Source organism: Agarivorans aestuarii, from assembly GCF_019670125.1.
Classification (GTDB): domain Bacteria; phylum Pseudomonadota; class Gammaproteobacteria; order Enterobacterales; family Celerinatantimonadaceae; genus Agarivorans; species Agarivorans aestuarii.
This window is the reverse complement of sequence record NZ_AP023033.1, coordinates 2,518,074-2,542,053: the sequence shown is the minus strand read 5'-3', so window position 1 is coordinate 2,542,053 and position 23,980 is coordinate 2,518,074. Positions and strand designations below refer to the sequence as shown.

The window sequence follows — 23,980 nt, the reverse complement described above, 5'->3', positions numbered from 1 at the left end:
TTGTTCGTTTCTCAAATAAGGAAGTGTCATGGCCGACTCATCAGCTCAACCCATCGCCAAGTATCGTTCAGATTATCAAGCGCCAGATTACACCATTAAAAATGTTTCCCTAGAGTTTGATTTAGATGCCACGGCAACCAAGGTGGTGGCGGTGTCTACGGTTGTTAGACAGGTCAATGAGATTAGCGACTTAGTGCTTGATGGTGAAAAACTCGAGCTGCTGAGCATTTCGGTAAACCAACAAGCTCACCAAGCTTATAAACTTAGTGATGGCCAGTTGATCATCAGTGATTTGCCAGAGCGCTTTGAGTTAAAGATAGAAACTCAACTTAACCCTAAAGAGAATAAAGCCTTCGAAGGCTTATATCAGTCTGGTGAGGCGTTTTGTACTCAGTGTGAAGCAGAAGGTTTTCGCCGCATTACCTACTTCTTAGACAGACCCGATGTGCTGGCCACATACACCACCAAGATTATTGCCGATAAAGCCAAATATCCGTTTTTGCTGTCGAATGGTAACAAAGTAGATCAAGGTGACCTAGCAAACGGAAAACACTGGGTAAGCTGGCAGGACCCTTTCCCAAAACCGAGTTATTTATTTGCTTTAGTGGCCGGAGATTTTGACTTATTAGAAGACAGTTTTGTTACTCAATCCGGTAGAACCATTGCCTTAGAATTGTTTGTAGATAAAGGCCATTTGGATCGCACGGAACATGCGATGGCTTCATTAAAAGAAGCGATGCGCTGGGATGAACAGCGCTTTGGTTTAGAGTACGACCTCGATATTTATATGATTGTTGCCGTTGATTTCTTCAACATGGGAGCAATGGAAAACAAAGGCTTAAATGTATTTAACTCCAAATACGTGTTGGCTAATAAACAAAGTGCTACCGACAATGACTTTTTGGGCATTGAAGCGGTAATTGGTCATGAGTATTTTCATAACTGGACTGGTAACCGCATCACCTGTCGTGATTGGTTCCAGTTGTCACTTAAAGAAGGCTTAACGGTTTTCCGTGACCAAGAATTTAGCTCTGATCTCGGCTCTCGGGCAGTTAACCGAATTAAAAACGTTCGCTTGTTACGCAGTCATCAGTTCGCTGAAGACGCTGGCCCCATGGCGCATCCTATTCGTCCGGATAAAGTTATCGAGATGAATAACTTTTATACCTTAACGGTGTATGAGAAAGGCTCGGAAGTGATTCGTATGCTGCATACCTTGCTAGGAGAGCAGGGCTTTCAGGCGGGAATGAAAACCTACGTGGAGCGCCACGATGGGCAAGCAGTCACCTGCGATGATTTTGTTAATGCGATGCAAGATGCCAGTGGTAAAGACTTAAGCTTGTTTAAACGTTGGTATAGCCAATCTGGTACACCGGTGCTTAAGGTACAAACTCACTACGATCAAAACAAACAGCAATTTGCGTTAACCATTGATCAGCGTACTCCGGCCACCGCTGAACAAGAAGATAAGCAAGCGCTGCATATTCCAGTGTCTATTGAACTACTGGCTAGTGATGGCAGCAGTTTAGCCTTACAGATTAACGGAGAGTCTGTCTCGTCAGTACTTGAGCTAACTGAAACCGAGCAAACTTGGCTGTTTGATGGTATTGGTGAACAACCCACTTTGGTGATGCTGCAAGAGTTCTCTGCGCCAGTGAAATTAGAAATGGACTATAGCTCAGAGCAGTTGCTGCTAATCATCAATAACGCCAACAACACCTTTGCGCGTTGGGACGGAATGCAAAAGCTTGTGAGCATTTGGATGAAACAAGCTGTCGCGCAAGTTCAAGCGGGTAACAATCTGCAATTGGAAGAGGCGATAGTTAATACCTTTAAGCTGCTATTAGAGGATAGCGCGATTGATAAGGGCCTATTGGCTGAGTTACTTACCATTAGTAGTGAGAATGAAATTGCTGATGGTTTTGCCCATATAGATATTGATGCGATTGCTCAAGCTAGAGACTTTTTCATTCGAAGCCTAGCACTAGCATTGCCTGAGCAATTTGCTGCCTTAGAGCAGGCTTGCGCAAAAGCGGATAAGCAAAGCTTGGCACACGAAGACATTAATCTACGTTCGCTACGTGCAGCATGTTTGCAGTATGTGGCTCATAGCCAACCAGAGTTGGTTGCCGCAGCCTATTTTGATAGCCCAACCATGACGAATAAATTGGCTGCTATGTCGGCGGCTAACAATGCCGATATTGAACAGCGAGCGGCAATGTTTAAAGACTACGAACAGAACTGGCAACACGATGGCTTAGTGATGGATAAGTGGTTTGCCTTAGAAGCCAGTTATGCCAAAGAGGGCAGCTTAGCAAGAGTACAAGCCTTAGCTGAACACCCAAGCTTTAGTATGGAAAACCCTAACCGAGTTCGCTCTTTAGTTGGCAGTTTTGCCAATAACAATGCTCGTCATTTCCATGCAAAAGATGGTTCGGGTTACCGTTACTTAGGCGAGATCTTGCGGGTATTGAATACCCAAAATCCACAGGTCGCTTCACGCTTGATTACCCCATTGATTCAAACTGTGAAGCTTGATGCTGAGCGTAAAGTGCTTATTATTGAGCAATTACAAGCTTTAGCTGAGCTTGAGGACTTAAGTAAAGATCTATTTGAGAAGGTAACTAATGGTCTGCAACAACTTCAGGCCTAAGCACAGTTAAGCAATGAAGCAGTACTTTTTTAACATTCACATTTCTTATCAAGAGTTTGAGCGGGTTTATCGAGGCACGGCCCGCTCTATTATTGCTACCGACAGCAATGGCATGCGCATTCAGATCCCTGCTTTGCGCTTTTTACCTTTTTTAGACCGCAGTGGAATAAGTGGTCGTTTTGTCCTGTCTACTGATAGCAATAATAAGTTCCTGTCACTTCAAAAAGTCTAGTCATCTATGTTGTAAATATGTAAAAACGTGGTTTAATTGTTTGTAAGGTGAAAGTGGTTGTTTTGTCGATTATTTTGTAAAGCCAACTACACTGAAATAAACAATAAGCCATTGTTTTACACAATAATAATATTACTCTACTAGGATAAGGAATGCGTTATGACAAGAGCGCAGCAACATGCCTCCGTACTGCTTAAAAAAGTCTATCAAATCGTCAATCAAAAACTGGATAAAACGGCTGCTCCCTTGGCCGAAGAATTTCTCTCTCGACTGTTTTCAGGCATGGGCAGTGACGATTTAGCCAATCGCAGCGACAGTGATTTATATGGAGTAGGAGTAGGGCTTTGGAATGCCCTTAATCATACTTCAACCTGCGAACGCCACATTAAGGTTTATAACCCCGAACTGAGCCGCCATGGTTGGCAATCTAGCCACACTATTATTGAAATCGTGGTTCCAGACTCTCCTTTCTTGGTTGATTCTACCCGCATGGCCTTAGGGCGTAGCGGCATAAACACCCATTTGCTAATACATCAGCCAATGCGCCTAGAGCGAGATAGCAACAATAAGGTTATCGCGGTTCAAGATGTAGAACATGCTCAACTGGGTAACCAAACTGTATTCATGATTGAGATTGATCGTCAAAGCGATGAAAAGGCTTTGCGTCGTCTTAATAAAGAATTAAATACTGTTCTAGATGAAGTTAACGTAGTAGTGAATGACTGGCAGCTAATGCTAGAAAAGCTTAAATCGGTAGCTGATGAGCTAGCGACAAGCAAAGGCGTAAAAGATGATCAATGTTTAGCGCAAAGCACCGCGTTTTTATCTTGGATGTCAGACAACAACTTTACCCTGATGGGGTACCGGCATTACTCGCTTAAACAGCTAAAAGGTGATTTACAGCTAATACCGGATGAAACTGGTAGCTTAGGCCTTTACCGTGAGTATGTAACAAGCCAAGTGGTATCCTTATCCAGCTATACCAGTGCTGGTAGAGACTTAGCCACCAACAATGTGCCACTGGTTCTAAACAAGAGTAACCACAAATCACGAGTTCATCGCCCAGCTTATATTGACCATGTTGGCGTTAAGATTTTTGATAGTAAAGGTGAGGTCGTTGGTGAGCATCGCTTTATTGGTTTGTATGCATCGTCTATCTATAACCGCAGCGCCTTAGAGATCCCATTAATCAACCAAAAATTGGCGAAAATAATGGTTAACTCAGACTTACCGGCTGGCTCTCATGCCTATAAGTCTTTGTTAAACATAATGGAAACCTATCCGCGAGATGAGCTTATTCAAGCCACCGAAGACGAATTATTACATATCGGTTTGGGTGTAGAGCAAATTCAAGAACGTGATTTAGTGAAGCTGTTTGTGCGTAAAGACATTTATGGCCGTTTTTATTCCTGCTTGGTCTATACCACTAAAGAGCGTTACAACACTGCGCTAAGGATCCATAGCCAGCAAATACTTAAAGACCACTTCAAATCGAAAGAAGAGGTTGAGTTTTCCACCTATTTCACTGAAGGGCAAATGGCGCGTACTCATTATTTAGTGCGGGTAGAAAATAACGATCAGGAGTTTGATTTGAGCGACTTACAAACCAACCTTATTGAAGCCGCAAGAACTTGGGAAGATCGTTTAGTTGACTCATTGATTTCAAATTTTGGTGAAGAGCGTGCAATTCAACTTAGTAATAAGTATCAAACTGCTTTCCCTCGCTCCTACAAAGAGAATGTATTACCAGGATCGGCAGTGGCTGACATTATCCAATTTGAAGAGCTCGGTGACGAAAATCAGCTTGGTATGTTGTTCTATCGACCACAAGAAGAAAACATCGATAGCAACCATGTGCGGTTAAAGCTGTTTCACTTAAATGAACCTTTGCACCTGTCTGACATACTACCTATGTTGGAAAACATGGGTTTAAGAGTGATTGGCGAAACGCCTTATCGCTTAACCAGCAGTGACGGCAAAGTTTATTGGTTGCTTGATTTTGCCATGACCTTTGTTGCATCCACCGAATTAGATATTGAAAAGAACCGCGATAACTTCCAGCAAGCATTAGCGCAAATCTGGTCTGGCGATTTGGAAGATGACGGCTTTAACCGCTTAGTATTGGCGGCTCAAGCTTCAGGCAGAGATGTTGCACTGCTGCGTGCTTACGCAAAATACATGCGCCAAATTGGTAGTAACTTTAGTCAAAGCTACATTGAAGAAACCTTTGCCTGTTACCCCGATATATCGGTTCTGTTATTAGAGCTGTTCCGACGTCGTTTTAACCCAAGCCTTAAACGCTCAGACAAAACTGAAGAAAAAATTGAAGCTAAGTTAATTTCTTTGTTAGACGCAGTAGAAAACCTCGATGACGATAGAATTATTCGTCGCTACCTAGAGATGATTAAGGCCACTTTACGCACAAACTTTTATCAGCTAAACCAAGATAAGCAGGTAAAAGATTATATCTCTTTTAAAATGAACCCGAGTGCAATATCAGAGATGCCACAACCGGTGCCAATGTTCGAAATTTTTGTTTACTCTCCACGGGTAGAAGGGGTGCACCTGCGTGGTGGTAAAGTGGCGCGTGGCGGTTTGCGTTGGTCCGATCGTCGTGAAGATTTTAGAACCGAAGTGCTTGGTTTGGTAAAAGCCCAGCAAGTTAAAAATACTGTAATCGTGCCAGTTGGCGCAAAAGGCGGTTTTGTATGTAAACGCCTGCCAAGCCCAAGCGATAGAGATGCTTGGTTAACAGAAGGTAAAGAATGCTATCGCACCTTTATTCGCGGCTTACTGGACATTACCGATAACAACGTTAAAGGTGGGATTGTGCCACCTACTCAGGTGGTTCGTCGCGATGAGGACGACCCTTATTTGGTCGTGGCTGCCGATAAAGGCACGGCAACCTTCTCCGATATTGCGAACAAGTTGAGTGAAGAGTATCAATTTTGGATGGGTGATGCCTTTGCCTCTGGTGGCAGTAATGGTTATGACCACAAAGGAATGGGCATTACCGCTCGCGGTGCATGGGAGTCGGTTAAGCGGCACTTCCGCGAAATTGGAATCGATTGCCAAACCACAGATTTCAGCTGTGTGGCTGTGGGCGACATGGCTGGCGATGTATTTGGTAATGGTATGTTGTTATCCGAACATACCTGCCTAGTGGCAGCATTTAACCACATGCACATTATCATTGACCCAACTCCTGATTCAGCCTCCTCTTACAAAGAACGTAAGCGCTTGTTTGAACTACCACGTTCATCGTGGACTGATTACGACAAGAGTTTAATTAGTGAGGGAGGCGGTATCTTCCTGCGCAGTGCTAAGTCGATTAGCCTTACGCCGCAGATTCAAAAATTGTTAAATACCAAAGAAAAGAGCGTTACTCCCAACGCACTTATTAAGCTTATTTTGTGCTCCTCTGTGGATTTGTTCTGGAACGGCGGCATCGGCACGTATGTAAAAGCCACCTCAGAATCAGATTCAGAGGTGGGAGATAGAGCTAACGATGCCGTTCGAATTAATGGCAACCAGCTTGGCGCCAAAATTGTTGGTGAAGGCGGTAACTTAGGCATAACGCAATTAGGTCGGATTGAAATAGCAGCCAACGGTGGTCGAATCAATACCGATTTCACAGATAACGTCGGTGGCGTAGATTGCTCAGATAACGAAGTTAACATCAAAATCTTACTAAATGGCTTAGTCAGCAATGGTGATTTAACCGAGAAGCAACGCAACAAACTACTGGTGGATATGACCGAGAACGTCAGCGAGATTGTATTAGATAACGCTTATCGTCAGGGCCAGTCTATTAGTATTTCTGAGCAATTAGGCGCAGCTACCGTTAAAGAAGTTATCCGCTTTATGCATGCCTTAGAGCGCGACAATCTGCTTGATAGAAACCTAGAGTTTTTGCCTAGCGACGAAGAACTAACCGAACGTCAATCCAACGGCCAAGGTTTAACTCGTCCTGAACTGGCGGTGCTTGTTGCCTATGGGAAAATGGTACTCAAAGAGTGGTTTAACGTTGAAGAAGTAACCGAAGACCCCTATTTGAGCCAAACCTTAATCACCTCCTTCCCGTTATTGTTACAAGAACGCTATGTGGCCGAGATGCAACAGCATCCGCTTAAACAAGAAATTGTTGCTACCCGTTTAGCGAACAAGGTGGTGGACGATGTGGGCTTCAATTTTGTAACTCGATTAGTTGAAGAAACTGGCGCAAGTCCTGCTGAAATTTGTAACTGTTATGTCACTGCCTGCGAAGTATTTGGGGTGTGGGAATTGTTCGACAAGATTGAGGGCTTGGATAATCAAATTAGCGCCCAGCTGCAATTGAAGATGATGGACAATTTACGTCGGATTATTCGCCGTGCTACACGCCGCTTCTTAACCTTGCGTGACCGCTCATTGGGCATTGCTCAACAAATCGAGCGTTACCAGCCAAGTTATCTGCAGCTACAAAAAAACCTTATGGATGTGTTGGCTGCCGAAGAAGTTAAGTTGGTTAACGATGAGTCAAAGCTCTTACAAGAACAACAAGTACCGGCCGACATTGCTTGTGCAATGGCTAAAATGAACTCGCTGTACTCGGTATTAGACTTAACAGAAGTGGCTGAGCAAGCCGAACAAGACATTGTATCGGTGGCTAAGTTGTACTTTAACTTAGGTACTAAGGTTGGCTTGCACTGGTTCTTAGATCAGATCAATCTGCAAAGTGTTGATAATCATTGGCAGGCACTAGCTAGATCTTCTTTTAGAGAGGATCTTGATTGGCAACAGCGTCAGTTAACGGTAAGTGCCTTGAAATGGGCCAGTAAAATGGAAAGCAATGATCCCTTAGATGATTGGTTAGCAGCCCACGAGCCTTTGTTAGACCGCTGGAATCACATGTTAGCTGACTTTAAGACCGGAAATACCCACGAGTTTGCAAAATTTTCGGTTTTATTGAGGGAATTGAACCTATTAAATTTAAACTGCTCCGTAAATTAGTATAAAATACTGCCCCCGAAGCCCTGCATCTTCGGGGGTCTTATACTAGGAGTTCAAATGTATTACCCACTTGCTCGAAAACTTATCTTTCAACTTGATCCAGAACGCGCACACGATCTTACTATTGAGATGTTCAAACGCACTGGTGGAACCTTATTAGATCGTGTTTACCGCCAGAATATCGCGCCTAACCCGGTAGAGTTGATGGGCTTAACTTTCCCTAATCCAGTTGGTTTAGCGGCAGGGTTGGATAAAAATGGTGAGTGTATTCAAGCCTTTGACGCAATGGGCTTTGGCTTTGTAGAGGTAGGTACCGTAACACCGCGCCCGCAGTCGGGTAATGACAAGCCAAGAATTTTCCGAGTATTAGATGCCGAAGGTATTATTAACCGCATGGGTTTTAATAACTTAGGGATCGATAATCTAATTAATAATGTTGAGCAAAGCCAATACAAAGGGATCCTTGGGATCAACATTGGTAAAAACTTTGATACTCCGGTTGAAAAGGGTAAAGATGATTATTTAATAGGCATGAATAAAGCGTTTCCACATGCTTCTTATATTGCGGTTAATATTTCTAGCCCAAACACTCCAGGCTTAAGATCTCTTCAATATGGAGAAGCTTTGGAAGATCTGTTAAAGGATCTAACTGAGCGTAAAGATCAACTTTCTCAGCAATATAATAAACATGTTCCTTTATTGATCAAAATAGCACCAGATTTATCTGAATCTGAAATAGAACAAATTAGTGACTCTTTATTAAAATATAAGCTTGATGGTGTAATTGCTACCAACACAACGCTAGAGCGTTCAATGGTAGAAGGGATGAACCATGCCAGTGAATCCGGTGGTTTAAGTGGCCGTCCGCTGCAGTTGAAGTCTACAGAAGTTATTCGAAAACTAGATCATTATTTAAAATCAGAGATCCCAATTATAGGGGTAGGCGGAATTGATTCAGCTATGGCTGCAAAAGAAAAGATGGATGCCGGAGCTAAATTGGTTCAAATATATAGTGGTTTTATTTATAAAGGCCCAGAATTAATTAAGCAAATAGCCAAGGCTATTTAATATTTAATTAAATATATTTGTCTTTGTTGAGTTCTCGTAGTACATTTGTTTAATAAGTGAGCTCAACATGGACAGTTTTTCTTTTCAGCAATGTTAATTCAACCTAATAAACAATGGCACTGGGTATTTGATACTAACAAGGAAGTAATGACTCTGGAGTTAGGCGAGAATATGTTGTTTGTGTCTAAGTTATGTAAAAAGCGTTGTGTTCAACATGCTCAAGAAGACGGCCCGTTCACTACCGAGCACACTCAGCTCTATTATCAATTCCTCGAGCAGCTAGAGCCCTTTAATTGGTCCGATCCTATTAAGGTGCAGATTTGTTTAAACGCTGTTGCCTCTGCCCAGTTTTTAAAGCCTTTAATGCCGCAAAGTTGGTTTTTTAATACCAGAGTTAGTATACAGCAAGCGCCGTTACAAATTGGCGAACTGGCGGTGTTGCAAACCGAAAGTGGTCAAGCGCGTTGTGTCATTGTTGAGATGAGCGAACAGACCTATACCTTGATGGCGATTGAAGGTGGCCTGAAGCTAGATGAGCGCAAGTCTCTTAGTCAATTTGAAGCCATTAAAGTGATGCAAGATAGGGTAATTCCGCTATCACAGCTGCTACACAACTCTAATGGCTTTGCTCAAACCGGTTAGCCTGCCTTAATCAATTCTTTTAGTTGTTCTCTCATTTTCTGACTAATAAGCGGCTGTGCCTGTTGGTTTGGATGTATTCCATCGTTTTGCATTAATGATGAATTGGTCGCTATGTCTTCTATAAAGAAGGGTAAATAGCTAACTTGTTGTTGTTCAGCAATTTTGGGGTATAAACCTTCAAAAGCTTGGCGGTAGCGTTTTCCGTAATTCGGTGGAATGCGAATTTGCATTAAGGCGATTTTAATGTCGCTTTGTTTAGCCAAGGCAATAATCGCATTTAGATTATTCTCGATATTGGAAGTAGGGTGGCCTTGTAAGCCGTCGTTACCGCCTAGCTCAATCAATAGCCAGTCAATCTTATGTTCTTGAATCAACAAAGGTAATCGCCTTAAACCTCCGGCTGTTGTTTCACCACTTATACTGGCATTAATGAGATCGATAGCCTGTTCGGTTTCGTTGTAGTATTGCTGGGTTAAAGAAACCCAAGCTTGTTCGATTGGCATGCCATAGCCGGCACTTAGGCTATCTCCAAGAATGAGAATAGATTTGGTATTAGCAAAAGCCTTTGAACTCAATGTAAAAAAGAGTAAAACAGATAGTGTAAATAGCGTTAAAACTTTATTTTTGTGTCTAACCATCATTTTTGAGCACCTACTTTATGCCAACAGCCATTTCAGATTCAGCGACTAACATAATCATAAACGCCCTCGGACTCAATCATCATGTTGTCACTCCCGGTGGACATTTGGATTTGCTGAATGATATTCACCTAAGTGTGCAAGAGGGTGAATCCTTGGCGATAGTGGGAGCTTCTGGTTCAGGCAAAACCACTTTGTTAAGTATTCTCGCGGGCTTAGATAGCGCCAGTGAGGGCAGCGTGGAGCTTTGCTCGAAGAACCTCGCAGAGCTAGACGAAGAACAGCGTGCGAGTTTACGACGAGATAATGTAGGTTTTATTTTTCAACAGTTTTTACTTGTACCCGCCTTAAGTGCTTTAGAAAATGTCATGTTACCCGCCGAACTCAAAGGTTTGCCCAACGCTAAGGAACTGGCTGAAGAATGGCTAGCTAAAGTTGGTTTAGCCGAGCGACACAACCACTATCCAAATCAACTCTCAGGCGGCGAGCAACAGCGTGTAGCTATAGCCCGAGCATTTATCTGTCAGCCTAAGGTGCTGTTTGCTGATGAACCATCGGCAAACCTCGACAACAACAACGGCCAAATTATTGAAGATTTATTATTTGAACTTAACCAACAATCGGGCACAACCTTGGTATTGGTGACTCATGAACAAAAATTGGCCGCGCGCTGTTTAAGGCAAATTACATTGCAAGCTGGTCGCATCATTCAGTCTTAAGGAGCCAAGGATGAAGAGTTTAATTTGGCGTTTATTCAAGGCTGAGCTAAAGCGTGGTGAGTTAACCATTATTTCCGCTGCTATTGTGTTGGCGGTAAGTTCGGTGTGGTTATTTACCAGCATTACCGATCGCATGGAGCAGGCCATTTTTAATAAAAGTGGCGATTTTATTGCCGCTGACCGTGTAGTGCGCAGTGCCCATCCGGTTGATTTGCCTTTAGCGGCTCAAGCTGAGTCCTTACAACTTGCCTATGCCGAGCAGTTGTTATTTCCTTCAATGGTGTATGGCAACGAAAACCTGGTACTGGCTAGTGTTAAATCGGTGTCGCAAGACTATCCGCTTAAAGGCGCTCTTAGAATAAGCCCTGATAAAACAGGGATAACCGCAGAATCCGCTAAAGGCATTCCGCAAGGAGAGGCTTGGATAGCAGAGCGTTTGTTCTATCAGCTAGATATTGATATTGGCGATTTAATTGAAATCGGTGAAGCAGAGTTCAAGGTTACCGGACGCATTGTGACCGAGCCTGATGCCCCCTTTAGTGTGTTTATGACAGCTCCTCGGGTGATTATTCATATTGATGATGTAGAAACAACAGAAGTGGTGCAGCCGGGCAGTCGTTTAGGCTATCGCTACATGTTTGCTGGAGAGAAAAATCAGTTAGACGCACTGGAACGCTGGGTGAAGCCAAAACTTGCAGATAACCAGCGCTTGGTCACCGTGCGCAGTGGTAATTCTCCCTTAGCGGGCGCTTTAGAGCGGGCGCAACAGTTTTTGTTGCTAGCAGGATTGATTGGCATATTGCTGGCTAGTGCGGCAATCGCTGTTGCCAGTAGACTTTATTGCCAGCGTCACTACGACACTGTGGCAATGTTCAAGGTGCTTGGCGCCAGTAAACCGCAGATCCGCACCATTTATTTGGGGCATTTGTTTACAGTTGTGCTGGTGTCTATTGTTATTGGTATTTTGGTTGCCATGTTTGTGCAATGGCCGGTTAGTCACTACGTGGAACAACTACTTAATATTGACCTGCCAAGTGCTGGGGCAGCGCCTTATTTGATGGCCGCAGGCAGCGGCCTGATTTGCGGAATCGCCTTTACGCTACCTACTTTAGCTCAACTATTTAATATCGCGCCGATGCGTGTTATTCGTCGTAACAGCGATGATGCGGTGGTTAACCCAGTGTGGATAGCATTATGGATGTTAGTTAGCGTATTTGCTTTGTTGCTTCTATATAGCGGCTCACTAACACTAAGCGTTATTTTGCTAGGTGTGGGTTTAGCGGCTGTAGCTGTTTTGCTAGTAGTAAGCCAACTGCTGCTGTGGGGCAGTAAAAAACAAGCCGAGAAACTTAAAAGCCTTAGTTTAAAAATCGCCATTTCATCTCTGTACAAGCGTGCTAAACAGAATCGGGTTCAGCTGATTGGTTTTACCGTAGCAATTAAGCTGGCCTTAGTTGTATGGGTTATTCAGCAGGATTTAATTAGCGAATGGCAACAACAACTGCCAGAAGGCGCGCCTAACCACTTTATGTACAATATTTCTGAGCAGCAAAAGCCTGAGTTAGCTGCACGTTTTACTGATGAACAGCTTGAGCTTACCACCATGTTTCCTATGTTACGTGGTCGCTTGGTGGCGATTAACCAAGAAGCCGTTAGCCAAGAGCGAGAAGGGGAGTATTCGGAGAAAACATCTTCTCGGCGCAGAGGTGCGGGTCGCGAGCTAAATTTAAGCAGTGTATTAGAGCTACCTTATCGAAATGAGTTGGTGGCCGGAGAGTGGCTTACTGCTAATAGTAAGGGTGAGGCATCGGTAGACGAAGAGTTTGCCGAAAGATTAGACATTAAGCTTAACGACACCCTTGAATTTATGATTGGCGCCAGTCGATTTGAAGTTACGGTAACAAGTTTACGTAGTATTGATTGGAATACTATGCAGCCTAACTTTTACGTATTACTCAGCCCAGATATTTTGCAAGATTTCCCAACCGGCTATTTAACTTCCTTTAATTTGCCTGAGGATAAAGCTGCTTGGATGGCGCAAACAATGGCCAGCTTTCCTACCTTGGTGCTGATTAACGTGAAAGCCTTGATTGAGCAACTGTCGCAGGTGGTTGATCAAGTAGCTTTGGCGTTGAGGTTAGTATTAATCGTGGTGTTGTTGGCCAGCAGTCTAGTGTTGTATGCACAAGTACAAAGCTCTTTGGAAGAACGTAGACGGCAAACGGTGATACTGAGAACTTTAGGCGCTAGCGCAAAGCTACTGCGCAATGCAGTTATTTACGAGTTTGTAATATTGGGCTTTTTAGCCGGCTTTATCGCGGCCAGTGCAGCGCAAACCATTTTAGTTTTGCTGCAGGTCTTTGTTTTCGATATTAGCGCGTCTATCAATATCGGTTTATGGCTGCTTGGGCCATTGCTTGGTACTTTACTGGTTGCCTTGATGGGCGCTGGGGCAACTCTGCGTTTGTTAAAACAAAACTCTGCACAGTTGGTAAGAAATTTGAACTGATCGGCGCTTAGTAAATATCTACGATAAAGACGTTTCATTATCTCTATCATTGATTATATACTTATGAAAAAATGTAATAAGAACTCGCTAACAGGATAGTTAGCGCTATAGTTTTTTCGCGCCAGAGAACTCAACTACATGAAATTGCAGCAGTTACGTTATATCGTCGAAGTAGTAAACAACAACCTCAATGTGTCGGCTACTGCGGAGAGTTTATATACTTCGCAGCCCGGCATTAGTAAGCAAATACGTTTACTGGAGGATGAGTTAGGCGTTCAGATATTTAAGCGTAGCGGTAAGCACCTTAGCCAAGTTACACCAGCTGGCAAAGAAATCATTCGTATAAGTAATGAAATCATGGCTAAGGTAGAAAGCATTAAAGCGGTGGCCAATCAGCACACTCATCCAGATCAAGGCTCGCTTAATATTTCGACTACGCATACTCAAGCACGTTATGCGTTGCCTGAGGTGATTCAAGGTTTTATACATCGCTACCCTAATGTTTCACTAAATATGCACCAAGGAACGCCTAACCAAATTAATGAAGCAGTGGCTAAGGGCAGTGCCGACTTTGCCATTGCGACCGAAGCGCTGCACATTTTTTCCGATTTAGTGATGCTGCCTTGTTACCATTGGAATCGCAGCATTTTGGTTCCTAAAGAACATGAGCTGGCGAAAAAGCACTTAAACGGTGAAGTTGTTACCATTAACGATCTAGCTAAGCATTCCATTGTTACTTATATCTTTGGCTTTACCGGTCGCTCAGATTTGGATGACGCTTTTGGACGTGCTGGTAAGGTGCCTAAAATTGTCTTTACCGCAACCGATGCTGACGTTATCAAAACTTATGTTCGAATGGGAATTGGTGTGGGTGTATTGGCGAGTATGGCTATCGACAAGCAACAAGACCAAGATTTAGTAGCCATTGATGCTAGCCATTTATTTAGAGCAAGTACCACTAAGATTTGTTTTAGAAAAGGCACTTTCCTACGTACTTACATGTACGATTTTATTGAACGATTTGCGCCACATTTAACGCGAGATATTGTCGATAGAGCAGTGCAAGCTAAGTCTTTAGATGAAGTGGAAGAGCTATTCAAAAATATTGACTTACCGCTTATGTAGTTTCCCTCCCAAGGCAGCCATCTGGCTGCTTTTTTAGTTTGCTGCTCCCTCCTTCATTGTTAACAAAGTTAACTATAATTGTAATTTACTAGCCCTTCTGGTGTGAATTTAGTTAGTAGTGCTGTTGCTTAGCAATGCCAGATAAATTGTAACAATTAGTACTCAACTTGATGATAATTCGCTAATTAGAAGCTGATTCGTAGACTTCCTTAGCGATTATCTTTAAGCTTCTAACTAAGAGGTTAATGTTTTGTTACAGGGCTGTACGAACATTAGAAGTAAAAACGACTCCGATATCGCAAGGAAAGGCGGCCTACGTAAAACCATCATGATTAGTTATTTTTTACGCTGTTTAGGCAAAACTCAACTCGCTTTGGCCTTGGTTTTGTTTTCTGTTTGTACCATCTCGGTTGCTCAAGCTGAGAGCTTAAGTGCGTTGCACGTAAATGGTTTAGAAGATGGTTTAAGGCTGGGTGAACATTTTCAGGTATGGCACGATTTAGAAGGCAAGGCTGATCTGGCTGATGCTATCGCTGCCTATCGTTTAGATAAGTTCTCCAAGTTACCAAGTAAAGGCTCAACTGGGTTACAACCGGGAGCTTTTTGGAGCGTATTTTATCTGCACAATGATAGCGATAAACCAATTACCCTAAATCTAGAATACGTCGACCATCAACTCATCTATTTAAATGCTTATCAACGCAATACCAACGATCCTAGTTTTCTAGAAATTGCCGACCTCGCCTTAAATAATTCTTTTTCAGAGCGCTTAGTGAGTCACCAACGATTTGTCGTGCCAGTAGAGATAGCGGCGGGTGAAACCCATCAATTTTACTTTCGCTTTGGCTCCGACGAAAAGGGCTTTGTGTTTCCAGATTTAAGGATTTGGCAGCCCGACAAAATGCACTATGTGCAGAGCATCGAACTAGGCAGCATCGCCTTTTTAGTGGGCGGTCTGGCCCTAATGTCGATCATCTCCTTAGTAACAGGGATTGCTACCAATGATAAAACCTATTACGCCTATTTTGTCTATGCGGCTACTAAGTTAGCCACTTGGCCAACCATATTAGGTTTCACCCATATGTTCTTTATTCGTGAAGACTTCCATTGGAGTTACATGTCTTTAACCGGGGCTATGTCGATAATGACCGGGGTAATCTTTGCCCGTATTTTCTTACAAACCAAAGTGAATACGCCCCGCTTAGATTATGTTTTGCGCTTCATGATCTTAAATGCAGCCTTACTTGCTGTTGCGGCGTTAACCAGAGAAACCGTATTTTCAGTGGTTTTAATTACTATCGCCTTGTTGCTTTATCCCGTGTTAGCGATAGCCAGTTTGATTCGCTGGTACCAAGGTTCCCGAGAGTCAGCCGTTTACACCTTAGGTTGGACAGTGTTAATTATAGGTTTGTTTAGCCAAGCATTGCGTGACTTAGGTTTAGTAGAGCATACCTTTGTAACTTATTACTGGCCGGTGGTTGCCTCATACAGTGAGATGATGGTGATTATGGTCGCTATGGGTATTCACTTGTTTAGACTGCGCCGCTTAAAAGAGCAAGCAGAGTTGCGCTACCGTAGCCAACTTGAGCGCGCCAAACAAGAACTAGAAATTCTGGTTTCAGAGCGAACTCATGCATTAGAGCTTGCTAAATCAGAAGCTGAAAAAGAAGCCCGAACTGACCCTCTTACTGGAATAAACAATCGACGTAGTTTTATGGCGAAGGCAGAGGCTATGTTCGACAGTTGTCGAAATCGCTCTCATCCAATGACCATCTTGATGTTTGATATCGACCACTTTAAGAAAATTAACGATAGCTATGGTCATGCTGCAGGTGATAAAGCTTTGAAGAAGTTCGCTGTTACCCTTGAGGACGAGATTCGCGACGGTGACGTGTTAGGACGCTTGGCGGCGAAGAATTTGGCTTAGCCTTATATGCGGACTTGGAAACTGCAAAACATACCGCAGAGCGTTTACGTTCTGCAGTTGAAGGTATTTTTGTGAATACCGGTGTGGTACAAATCCGATTTACCACCAGTATTGGTATTGCCTTAATGCAGACAGAAGAAAATATAGAGCAGCTGATGAGTTTAGCCGATCAAGCATTATACGAAGCCAAAGACAGTGGACGTAATAAAGCTGTTGTGGCTAATGTAGCTTAATCCGGAAAGCCGGGATACTGTTTTAGTTTGTCGATATCTCGGTACCATTCGGCTGTTTCTTTTGTGAATATATGATCTTGTGGCTTTAAACTTGGGCTGCTGTTTAAGGCGCCGGCAGGCACAATTACCCATTTTTTAGTGCTCGACAAATAGGGCGCGGCACTACCACATTGCCGACAAAAAGCATTAGAAATACTTCGTTCTGGTACATCGTATCGGCTAACTAACTCTTCACCTGCTAACCAATTAAAATGCTCAGGTTTGATGAACAAATTTGATACATGCGCGCTGCCCGACATTTTTTTACATTGGTTGCAATGGCAAAGGTGAAACTGCTGAAACTTGTCCTCGGCCTCAAATTGAACCTTGTTGCATAAACAACTGCCCTTAATGATCGTCATTTTCCCAGCCTCTTTGTTGTTAGCCAATTTATCGCGTGCTTAGTTTTTTATATCGCAATGGTATAACCAGTTGGATGTCGATATGATGAAATGTTAACAATGTGCTAATTTTTGTTTTTGCTGTTCACATCTTTATACAGCGATTGTTAAGCAAAATGTAGCGTCAAAGCAGTAATTTATCTGTGTTTGTGATATTCATATTAGCAGTGCTAACTTACCAAACCTAAACCGTTGCTGTTAACAACTATATAGCAATATTCAAGAGCTACAAGAGCCTCTTTAAGCGCACTCTTTCTTTTAGTTATAAGGCAAAGGATTTGCCGTTTTTAAGTAAGGACACAAATTGAATCAATTCACTTACCGCGTATTTGGCTATGTTTTGCCTGTATACATGATTGCCGGTTGTAGCCAGCAGCTTAGCCAAACTGAATCCGCTTACCAGCAGGCAGTTAAACATGCAGCTTTTCCTCAAGAGCAGGATGTTAGCACTGATTTGTTTGCCGTAAATGCTAACAACGAACTACTGCAATGGAATCAACAAGGCGACAAGTTGTTGGTACTCACGTGGAAAAGCCAGGGTGCCATTGACAAATTTATCTTGCCGAATACCCATAGTTCTACCAATCCAAATTATCCCATATGGGTGAGCCTTGCTCCGCAACTTCAGCAGTTTTGCAGTCAGTACCTGTCTGATAATAAAACCGTTTCTCAAAACAATCTTGAGTTGCGTTTAAAACAATACCTAGGTTTAGACCCAAGCTGGAATTACGATGCTTTTGTAGAGTTGTATGTTGCGCCAGAAGATCTATTTAGGCCTTGTGTCGACCCTGAAATTGACGACCAGAGTTGTAAGCTAGATGCCAGCCAAATAGCCAATGAGGTGAAGGGGATTAACGATTATCCGGGCTTCTATCAAGCTTTATACTTCAAGAGTTTTCGAGAGTCTGCAGGTGTTCCATGGACAGGCTTAGGTTACACCTACGATTGGGGAAACCTTCAATCTAAACAAGGCGCTAGTGAATACATTATTGCGCCGGGGGCAGAGTATCAGGTACATGCTGTTATCCCAACGGAGCAGTATTGCCGATGATTATGCCGGAAAAGCTACAAGTTTTAAGTCAGTTTTTAAAAAGTAATCCTGCTTTTTCGGGCTGCCAGAAAGAAGATTTAGCGAGGTTATTGGCAAATATTTCTGTTGTAAAGCTAGCGCCTGGTGAGGTTGTTTGTCGCTCGGGTGAAGACGCTAACAATCTTTACTACTTGCTGGAAGGTGAGTTGCAAACCACCAATAAAGATCAGATTAAAGGGCCTATCAGTGGTTTTTTTGGTGAAGAGTCGGCACTCGGTATGCGCAGTTATATCTACGATATTGAAGTGGTGGAGAGCGCCGAGCTGGTGGTATTACCGCTAGAAGCGATTGTTACTCTTGAAGCTTACAGCAGTTTCAAACAGTCACTGCTCGACAGTTTCCATTCTCGCCTGGCTGGACAAACGCATATTGAAGTCGATTTAAGCCCTAAACGCGAGGTTGAAGTAGGCTATCGCCAGATCATTGGCTGGTTGTTTGCGATAATCACTCCTTTAATGATTTATTGGGGTTTAATACTTAGCCAGCAACCACTGCATCAAGATGCAATCTACTTTGCCTCAATTCTTGGTATTTGTTCGGTGATGTGGATCTTTCGCTTGCTCCCAGACTATGTGCCCGGGTTATTTGCGGTATTAAGCGCAGTATTGTTAGGGATAACCACCAGCGAGTCGGCTTTTTCTGGCTTCTCGAGCAACAGCTTTTTTATGGCTTTGAGCATACTTGGTTTGAGCGCAGTAATCCGCTCATCGGGTTTAAGCTATCGGATGTTGTTGCATCTATTGTTAATTGGTCCAGCTTCCAAAATTTGGTACAACATCAGCTTCTTTAGTGTTGGCGCACTGCTTACACCGGTTGTACCTACCGTTAATGGTAGGGTAACCATTGTAGCGCCGTTCTTAAAAGATTTGTTGAGTGGTGCAAGTAAAGAAGCGCGTGAGCAAGAAGGCCCTAGGTTAAAGGCGAGTCTACTATTTGGCGCAAGCTTACTGTCGCCAATATTTGTTAGTAGTAAGTCGGTTAACTTTATCGTTCTTGGTATGTTGCCACAGCAAGTGCAACAGTATTTTCAATGGCTAGATTGGCTACTTGCCGCATTAGTGTGTGGCATGGTGTTATTAGCGTTGTACGCAGTTTCTCTGTGTTGGGTTTATCGCAATAAACAAAGTTTAAAGCTGCCAAAAACCACAAGTTTACAGCAACTTAAAACCCTCGGGTCGCTAAACCCGGCCGAATGGTCGTCAATACTAGGCCTAATAGTGCTTATATCGGCCCTGCTATTTGCCAATATCCACCGTATCGAAGTTGCTTGGGTTGCCTTAGCTATTCTGTTTTATTTAATGATGTTTGGCTTTTTGGATCCCAACCAGTTTAGAACCAAAATTGATTGGAGCTTTTTAGTATTCCTAGGCTCTTTGATTGGTGTGGTCGATATTATCCATCAAGTAGAGCTAGATACTTGGCTTACAGGAAAAATCTATTGGCTGGCTGCTTACATGCAACAAAGCTTGCCGCTGTTTGTGGTGTTGTTAGCGGTGATTGTGAGCCTTATTCGTTTAATATTGCCGATTAATGCAACGGTGATCATTCTAGCCACCTTGCTTATCCCGGCTTCCATAGAAGTGGGGGTGAACCCTTGGGTGATTGGTTTCCTAATCCTGTTCCTTTCAGAAAGCTTCTTTTGGCCATTTCAGGCCTCTTATTACATGCAGTTTTTGAGCTTAACCACCGGCATTGTGAGTAACGATGAAGCTAAGTTGATGAAAATGAATGTACTGATATACCTGTTCAAACTAGTAGCGGTTTATATCAGCATTCCTTATTGGCAAAGCATGGGGCTTATCTAATGAAAAAGTTATTGTTAAGCGTCATTATGTTGAGCTTTTTAGTTGCCACTATCGGCGTGATAGTGGTGGAGGGGGCCTCAAGGCCGAGAATTCTGATTCTGCATAGCTACGAAACTGACTATGCATGGACCCGGACAGTTAACCAAGGCATAGATAGAGCCAAGCGCTCCCACATGAATATTGATATTCGTTATCACTATATGAATACCAAAAATCAGTCTAGCGAAGCTGCCAAAAAACGTGCAGCTACAGTTGCTAAACGGGTGGTTGATAGTTACCAACCCAATGTGTTGTTGGTTATTGATGACGATGCACAGCGCTTAGTTGCCACCGACTATATTGGCAACGAAGCGATTCAGATTGTTTTTGCCGGGGTAAATGCTGAGCTTGAAGCCTATGGTTATCAGGATGCCGATAATGTGACCGGCATACTCGAACGTAAATCAGTGTCGGCAATTATAGAAGTACTAAGATTGTTGGTAGAAAGTCAGCCTCGACTTGGTAGCCTGAAAGGGAGTGTTGTTTATCTCTCCGATAGTTCTACCTCGGCCAAGCTAGATGCTGATTACCTAGCTAGGCAAGAGTGGGCACCACTCGATTACCAGGGGCACGTTGGGGTTAAAAGCTTTGAGCAATGGAAGCAAGAAGTTAATAGGCTTAACGGTCAGTACCAATTTTTGCTAGTTGGCGGCTACCGTAAACTATTTAGTGAAGATAGCGAAAGCTTTGTCTCTGCCGAAGAAGTGGCGCAATGGACTGAAGCAAATTCAACTTTGGCGATTGTTGGCATTAATGCGTTTAACTCTGAAGACGGAGTGATGTTATCAATTGGCGCCTCACCCTTTGAGCAGGGAGAGATAGCTTTCGAGCGAGCTATTCGCTTAGTCGAAGATCCCACGAGTTTGTCACAGATGCCGGTGGCGATATCGAAACAATACGTGGTAGCTCTGCGCCATCAAGCTTTAGAAAATCGCGATATTCGCGTGCCAAAAGTATTAGAAGCTTTTGCCCGCGCCACCAATAACTATTTTGAATAAAACCGTTAAGGAAGACTGTTTTGGCCATTAAATGGAATTTACGTAGACGCATACTTGCGCTTGCTTGTTTATGTGTTGTCGCAAGCGCCTTAGTAACCAGTTTTGAGCACTTGCAGCGGTGGATAAACGACAGTGGAACAAATAGTTTAATACTGGCTGTGGTTGGGCCAATGTCGGGTAAAGAAGCTGATAAAGGACTATCAATGGTTCACGGCGCACAACTTTACGCTGATTTACATAATAGCCAACGCCAAGATAATCAAGTAGCCATTGTTGTTCAGCAATACGATGATGCTAATGACAAAAGCAAAGCACAGCTAATTGCGAAGCAGTTAGCTGCAACTAACAATGTAGTTGCCGTATTAGGGCACCGAGCATCGGCTACCTCAATCAAGGCCGCCAGTATTTATCAACGTGCAGGCTTACCAATGGTTGGTGGCTCAGCCACCGCAACCGAGATCACACAGAATAATGACTGGGCATTTAGGGTTATTCCAGATAACCAACTACAAGGTAAGTTTGTTGCTGACTACGTTGCGAGCTTGGCTAAAGGCAAAGCGGTATTAATCTATAGCCAAGATAAATTTGGAGAGTCATTAGCTGATTCTTTTCTTAACCGAGCTGAAGTATTAGCGATTCAATCATTGAGTTTAGGGGTGGATTTAAAGAAAGACATCGCTAAACAAGCAGAGCAAATAAGCAAAGAAATTAGTGATTTTGGCCACACTGGAGCGGTATTCTTAGCAGTGCACGATGTTGAAGGCGAAACACTGGTTAGCCATCTGAAGCAGCAACACCCAAACTGGCTGTTTATTGGCAGTTCATCTATTGGTAAACAAAGCTTTCCTGAGCGTTTTAAACATCGAAGCCAAGAGCGAGAAGTGTCTGGTTATTACACCAATGGGGTGTTCGCGGTTAGTCCTATCTTGTTTGATGTAGCCAGTGAATCAACTCAACTGTTTTATCAAAGCTTTTATAAAGGCTTTGCTTATGAACCCAGTGGCGTTTCAGCGGCCTATTATGATGCAGCAACTATCGTATCAGCTGCGATAGATGCAGCAAGCGGCGAGGTAGGTGGGGCTGATGAGTTTAGCCAACTTAATGTTGCTAGCCAAAGGGCGGCTGTTAAAAACCATTTAGCTAGTTTTAATTCCCCCAATAATGCTGTTCAGGGTTTAACCCACTCTATGTATTTTGATTCGCAAGGTAACGTATTACGTCCTATGCAAGTAGGCTTGTTTAGTGGCGGAGCCTTTGTTTCAGCACCGATCCAACTACAAGATGTTAGCGATGATAATCTAATGCGTCGTACCGATGTGGTGTATACCGGTATTGAAATGCAAAACATTAGTGAATTCTCCACTCTAGATATGACCTTTAAAGCCAAGTTTAACCTTTGGTTTAGAAGCACCCCTGGGGTAAAAGCAGAAGACATCGTGTTTTTAAACTCGGTGGGTGATTTAAGTTTACAGGAACCAATAGAGTCAAATTTTACTAGCCAAAGCACTTATCAGCTTTATCAGGTAGAGGGCACCTTTTTAGCAGATGCAAAACCCGGTAGAGCAGCTTTTGGTGAATATCAACTGGGCGTAAGTTTTAGGCATAAAACACTGCCCAGAAGTGAGCTGATTTATGTATCAGATATTGTTGGGCTCGGCCAAACCAGCTTACATAAAAACCAAGCTAATCAGCATAAAGTGCAGTTTGATACGAGCCAGTGGCGTCAAGGTAGCACTTTGTCGTTTCAAGACACTTTGCGCAAGCGCAGCCTAGGCGATCCCAAGTATTTACATTCAGACAGACAAGCTGTTGAGTTCTCTCGGTTTAATTCTCTAACGCCGGTGCAAGAAAATGTACTAAGTCTAAGAGGGCGTATTCCTGCGCAGTGGCAGCAGATTATCTTTTATAGCAGTGTACTTGCTTGGTTGCTATATGCTTTGGTATTGGACTTTAAGCTACTCGGGCAGCTATCTAGAGCTTACGGACTAGGCAACAAATTTTTATATGCCTTATTTATAGCTTCTGCTGAGCCTTTGTTTTTAGATTGGTTAGCGCAAGCCTATCCAAATACTAATCAACTGTATGCCAGCAATTGTTTCGACGTATTGTGGTGGCTACTGTTTGCTTCAACATTAGCTTTATTAATTGATGTAATACTTTGGGACCCCATAGAAAAACGCAGCGGCCGGCAAGTTCCACGAATTATGCGCCACTTAACCCGCGGCTTGGCATACATTGGAGCGATATTTGCGATTCTGTCTTTTGTATACCAACGAGAGCTAACCAGCCTGTTAGCAACGTCTGGCTTAGTGGCAATGATCCTGGGCTTAGCCTTGCAATCAAACCTTGTGAACATTTTCTCGGGCATTGCCATTAGCTTAGAAAAGCCCTTTAAACTTGGCGATTGGATTAGCTTAAGTAGCTATGGTGGGCCGATTGTTGGTGAAGTAATCGATATGAACTGGCGTACCACCAAGGTAAAAACTGCCGATAATACTTTGTATTCCATCCCCAACAATACTCTAGCAAACGCTAACTTAAACAATGTAAGCAGCAGTGGCCAAATTGTTACCGGGGGCTTTTCTGCCTCTGTGAATAAGCAGCTAGAGCCATTACAGGTGATCCCGCGCTTAGAAGCTGCACTTATGGCCATTGAAGCGGTTAATCGGGTTTATATCGATGTAGATAGCATAGGTTCTGATAACGTGGACTATCAAATTAAGCTGGTGCATGGGGTAGATGATACCGCTACAACTACTGATTTAGTTTGGCAGGCTATCTGGCGCTTGGATGCTGAGATTAAGCAGGAGCTTGAGGTAATAGAACCAGAGTTGGAAACCCCGTTACTTAATGATGCTTAGTGGCGTTTG

General features: G+C 43.2%; 14 protein-coding genes and 1 pseudogene. 13 read left to right on the top strand and 2 right to left on the bottom strand.

From position 1 onward, the window contains the following. The first annotated feature begins 28 nt into the window (after window positions 1–28). The 5 genes from pepN to K5609_RS11835 all read left to right on the top strand — a co-directional run bounded on the left by pepN (window position 29) and on the right by K5609_RS11835 (window position 9,587). On the top strand, window positions 29–2,653 hold the full coding sequence (gene pepN, locus K5609_RS11855) for an aminopeptidase N (RefSeq protein WP_221073835.1): 2,625 nt from the start codon (window positions 29–31) through the stop codon (window positions 2,651–2,653). Between the two features lie 13 nt (window positions 2,654–2,666). After that, a complete protein-coding gene (locus K5609_RS11850; protein ID WP_221073834.1) occupies window positions 2,667–2,885 on the top strand; it encodes a DUF2835 domain-containing protein in 219 nt (72 codons plus the stop codon). Window positions 2,886–3,044: 159 nt separating this feature from the next. After that, window positions 3,045–7,877, top strand: a complete 4,833-nt coding sequence (locus K5609_RS11845) for an NAD-glutamate dehydrogenase (RefSeq protein ID WP_221073833.1) — start codon at window positions 3,045–3,047, stop codon at window positions 7,875–7,877. A 57-nt stretch (window positions 7,878–7,934) separates the two neighbouring features. Next, window positions 7,935–8,945 (top strand): quinone-dependent dihydroorotate dehydrogenase, encoded by a 1,011-nt coding sequence (gene pyrD / locus K5609_RS11840; protein ID WP_221073832.1) that lies wholly within the window; start codon window positions 7,935–7,937, stop codon window positions 8,943–8,945. A gap of 90 nt (window positions 8,946–9,035) precedes the next feature. Next, entirely contained in the window at window positions 9,036–9,587 is a 552-nt protein-coding gene (locus tag K5609_RS11835; protein WP_221073831.1) for a cell division protein ZapC domain-containing protein, read from the top strand. Here K5609_RS11835 and K5609_RS11830 read toward each other — a convergent pair. Beyond that, window positions 9,584–10,225, bottom strand: coding sequence for an arylesterase (locus K5609_RS11830; RefSeq protein WP_425514837.1), 642 nt, complete (start codon window positions 10,223–10,225; stop codon window positions 9,584–9,586). The genes K5609_RS11835 and K5609_RS11830 overlap by 4 nt on opposite strands. 20 nt (window positions 10,226–10,245) lie before the next feature. On the opposite strand from K5609_RS11830, the gene K5609_RS11825 reads away from it, so the two are divergent. The 4 genes and pseudogenes from K5609_RS11825 to K5609_RS11810 all read left to right on the top strand — a co-directional run bounded on the left by K5609_RS11825 (window position 10,246) and on the right by K5609_RS11810 (window position 16,738). After that, a complete protein-coding gene (locus K5609_RS11825) occupies window positions 10,246–10,944 on the top strand; it encodes an ABC transporter ATP-binding protein (protein ID WP_246611845.1) in 699 nt (232 codons plus the stop codon). A gap of 10 nt (window positions 10,945–10,954) precedes the next feature. Beyond that, on the top strand, window positions 10,955–13,453 hold the full coding sequence (locus tag K5609_RS11820) for an ABC transporter permease (protein WP_221073830.1): 2,499 nt from the start codon (window positions 10,955–10,957) through the stop codon (window positions 13,451–13,453). A gap of 138 nt (window positions 13,454–13,591) precedes the next feature. After that, entirely contained in the window at window positions 13,592–14,578 is a 987-nt protein-coding gene (gene cysB, locus K5609_RS11815) for an HTH-type transcriptional regulator CysB (protein ID WP_221073829.1), read from the top strand. A 328-nt stretch (window positions 14,579–14,906) separates the two neighbouring features. Beyond that, a pseudogene (locus tag K5609_RS11810) lies at window positions 14,907–16,738 on the top strand (sensor domain-containing diguanylate cyclase). Here K5609_RS11810 and K5609_RS11805 read toward each other — a convergent pair. Beyond that, window positions 16,735–17,139, bottom strand: a complete 405-nt coding sequence (locus K5609_RS11805; RefSeq protein ID WP_221073828.1) for a GFA family protein — start codon at window positions 17,137–17,139, stop codon at window positions 16,735–16,737. The pseudogene K5609_RS11810 and the gene K5609_RS11805 overlap by 4 nt on opposite strands. A 343-nt stretch (window positions 17,140–17,482) precedes the next feature. Here K5609_RS11805 and K5609_RS11800 point away from each other — a divergent pair, with 343 nt between their 5' ends. The 4 genes from K5609_RS11800 to K5609_RS11785 are packed head-to-tail and all read left to right on the top strand — an operon-like array spanning window position 17,483 to window position 23,971. After that, window positions 17,483–18,229, top strand: coding sequence for a hypothetical protein (locus tag K5609_RS11800; RefSeq protein ID WP_221073827.1), 747 nt, complete (start codon window positions 17,483–17,485; stop codon window positions 18,227–18,229). Beyond that, window positions 18,226–20,073, top strand: a complete 1,848-nt coding sequence (locus tag K5609_RS11795; protein ID WP_246611999.1) for an SLC13 family permease — start codon at window positions 18,226–18,228, stop codon at window positions 20,071–20,073. Before K5609_RS11800 ends, K5609_RS11795 begins: the two co-directional genes overlap by 4 nt. Next, window positions 20,073–21,110, top strand: coding sequence for an ABC transporter substrate-binding protein (locus K5609_RS11790; RefSeq protein ID WP_221073825.1), 1,038 nt, complete (start codon window positions 20,073–20,075; stop codon window positions 21,108–21,110). The genes K5609_RS11795 and K5609_RS11790 overlap by 1 nt, the downstream gene beginning before the upstream one ends. A gap of 20 nt (window positions 21,111–21,130) precedes the next feature. After that, a complete protein-coding gene (locus tag K5609_RS11785) occupies window positions 21,131–23,971 on the top strand; it encodes an ABC transporter substrate-binding protein (protein WP_221073824.1) in 2,841 nt (946 codons plus the stop codon). Window positions 23,972–23,980 lie beyond the last annotated feature (9 nt).

What these genes read in the sequence shown, in the direction of transcription:
- pepN (WP_221073835.1), top strand. Translation starts at nt 29, where the DNA reads ATGGCCGACTCATCAGCTCAACCCATCGCCAAGTATCGTTCAGATTAT.
- K5609_RS11850 (WP_221073834.1), top strand. Translation starts at nt 2,667, where the DNA reads ATGAAGCAGTACTTTTTTAACATTCACATTTCTTATCAAGAGTTTGAG.
- K5609_RS11845 (WP_221073833.1), top strand. Translation starts at nt 3,045, where the DNA reads ATGACAAGAGCGCAGCAACATGCCTCCGTACTGCTTAAAAAAGTCTAT.
- pyrD (WP_221073832.1), top strand. Translation starts at nt 7,935, where the DNA reads ATGTATTACCCACTTGCTCGAAAACTTATCTTTCAACTTGATCCAGAA.
- K5609_RS11835 (WP_221073831.1), top strand. Translation starts at nt 9,036, where the DNA reads ATGTTAATTCAACCTAATAAACAATGGCACTGGGTATTTGATACTAAC.
- K5609_RS11830 (WP_425514837.1), bottom strand. Translation starts at nt 10,225, where the DNA reads ATGGTTAGACACAAAAATAAAGTTTTAACGCTATTTACACTATCTGTT.
- K5609_RS11825 (WP_246611845.1), top strand. Translation starts at nt 10,246, where the DNA reads ATGCCAACAGCCATTTCAGATTCAGCGACTAACATAATCATAAACGCC.
- K5609_RS11820 (WP_221073830.1), top strand. Translation starts at nt 10,955, where the DNA reads ATGAAGAGTTTAATTTGGCGTTTATTCAAGGCTGAGCTAAAGCGTGGT.
- cysB (WP_221073829.1), top strand. Translation starts at nt 13,592, where the DNA reads ATGAAATTGCAGCAGTTACGTTATATCGTCGAAGTAGTAAACAACAAC.
- K5609_RS11805 (WP_221073828.1), bottom strand. Translation starts at nt 17,139, where the DNA reads ATGACGATCATTAAGGGCAGTTGTTTATGCAACAAGGTTCAATTTGAG.
- K5609_RS11795 (WP_246611999.1), top strand. Translation starts at nt 18,226, where the DNA reads ATGATTATGCCGGAAAAGCTACAAGTTTTAAGTCAGTTTTTAAAAAGT.
- K5609_RS11790 (WP_221073825.1), top strand. Translation starts at nt 20,073, where the DNA reads ATGAAAAAGTTATTGTTAAGCGTCATTATGTTGAGCTTTTTAGTTGCC.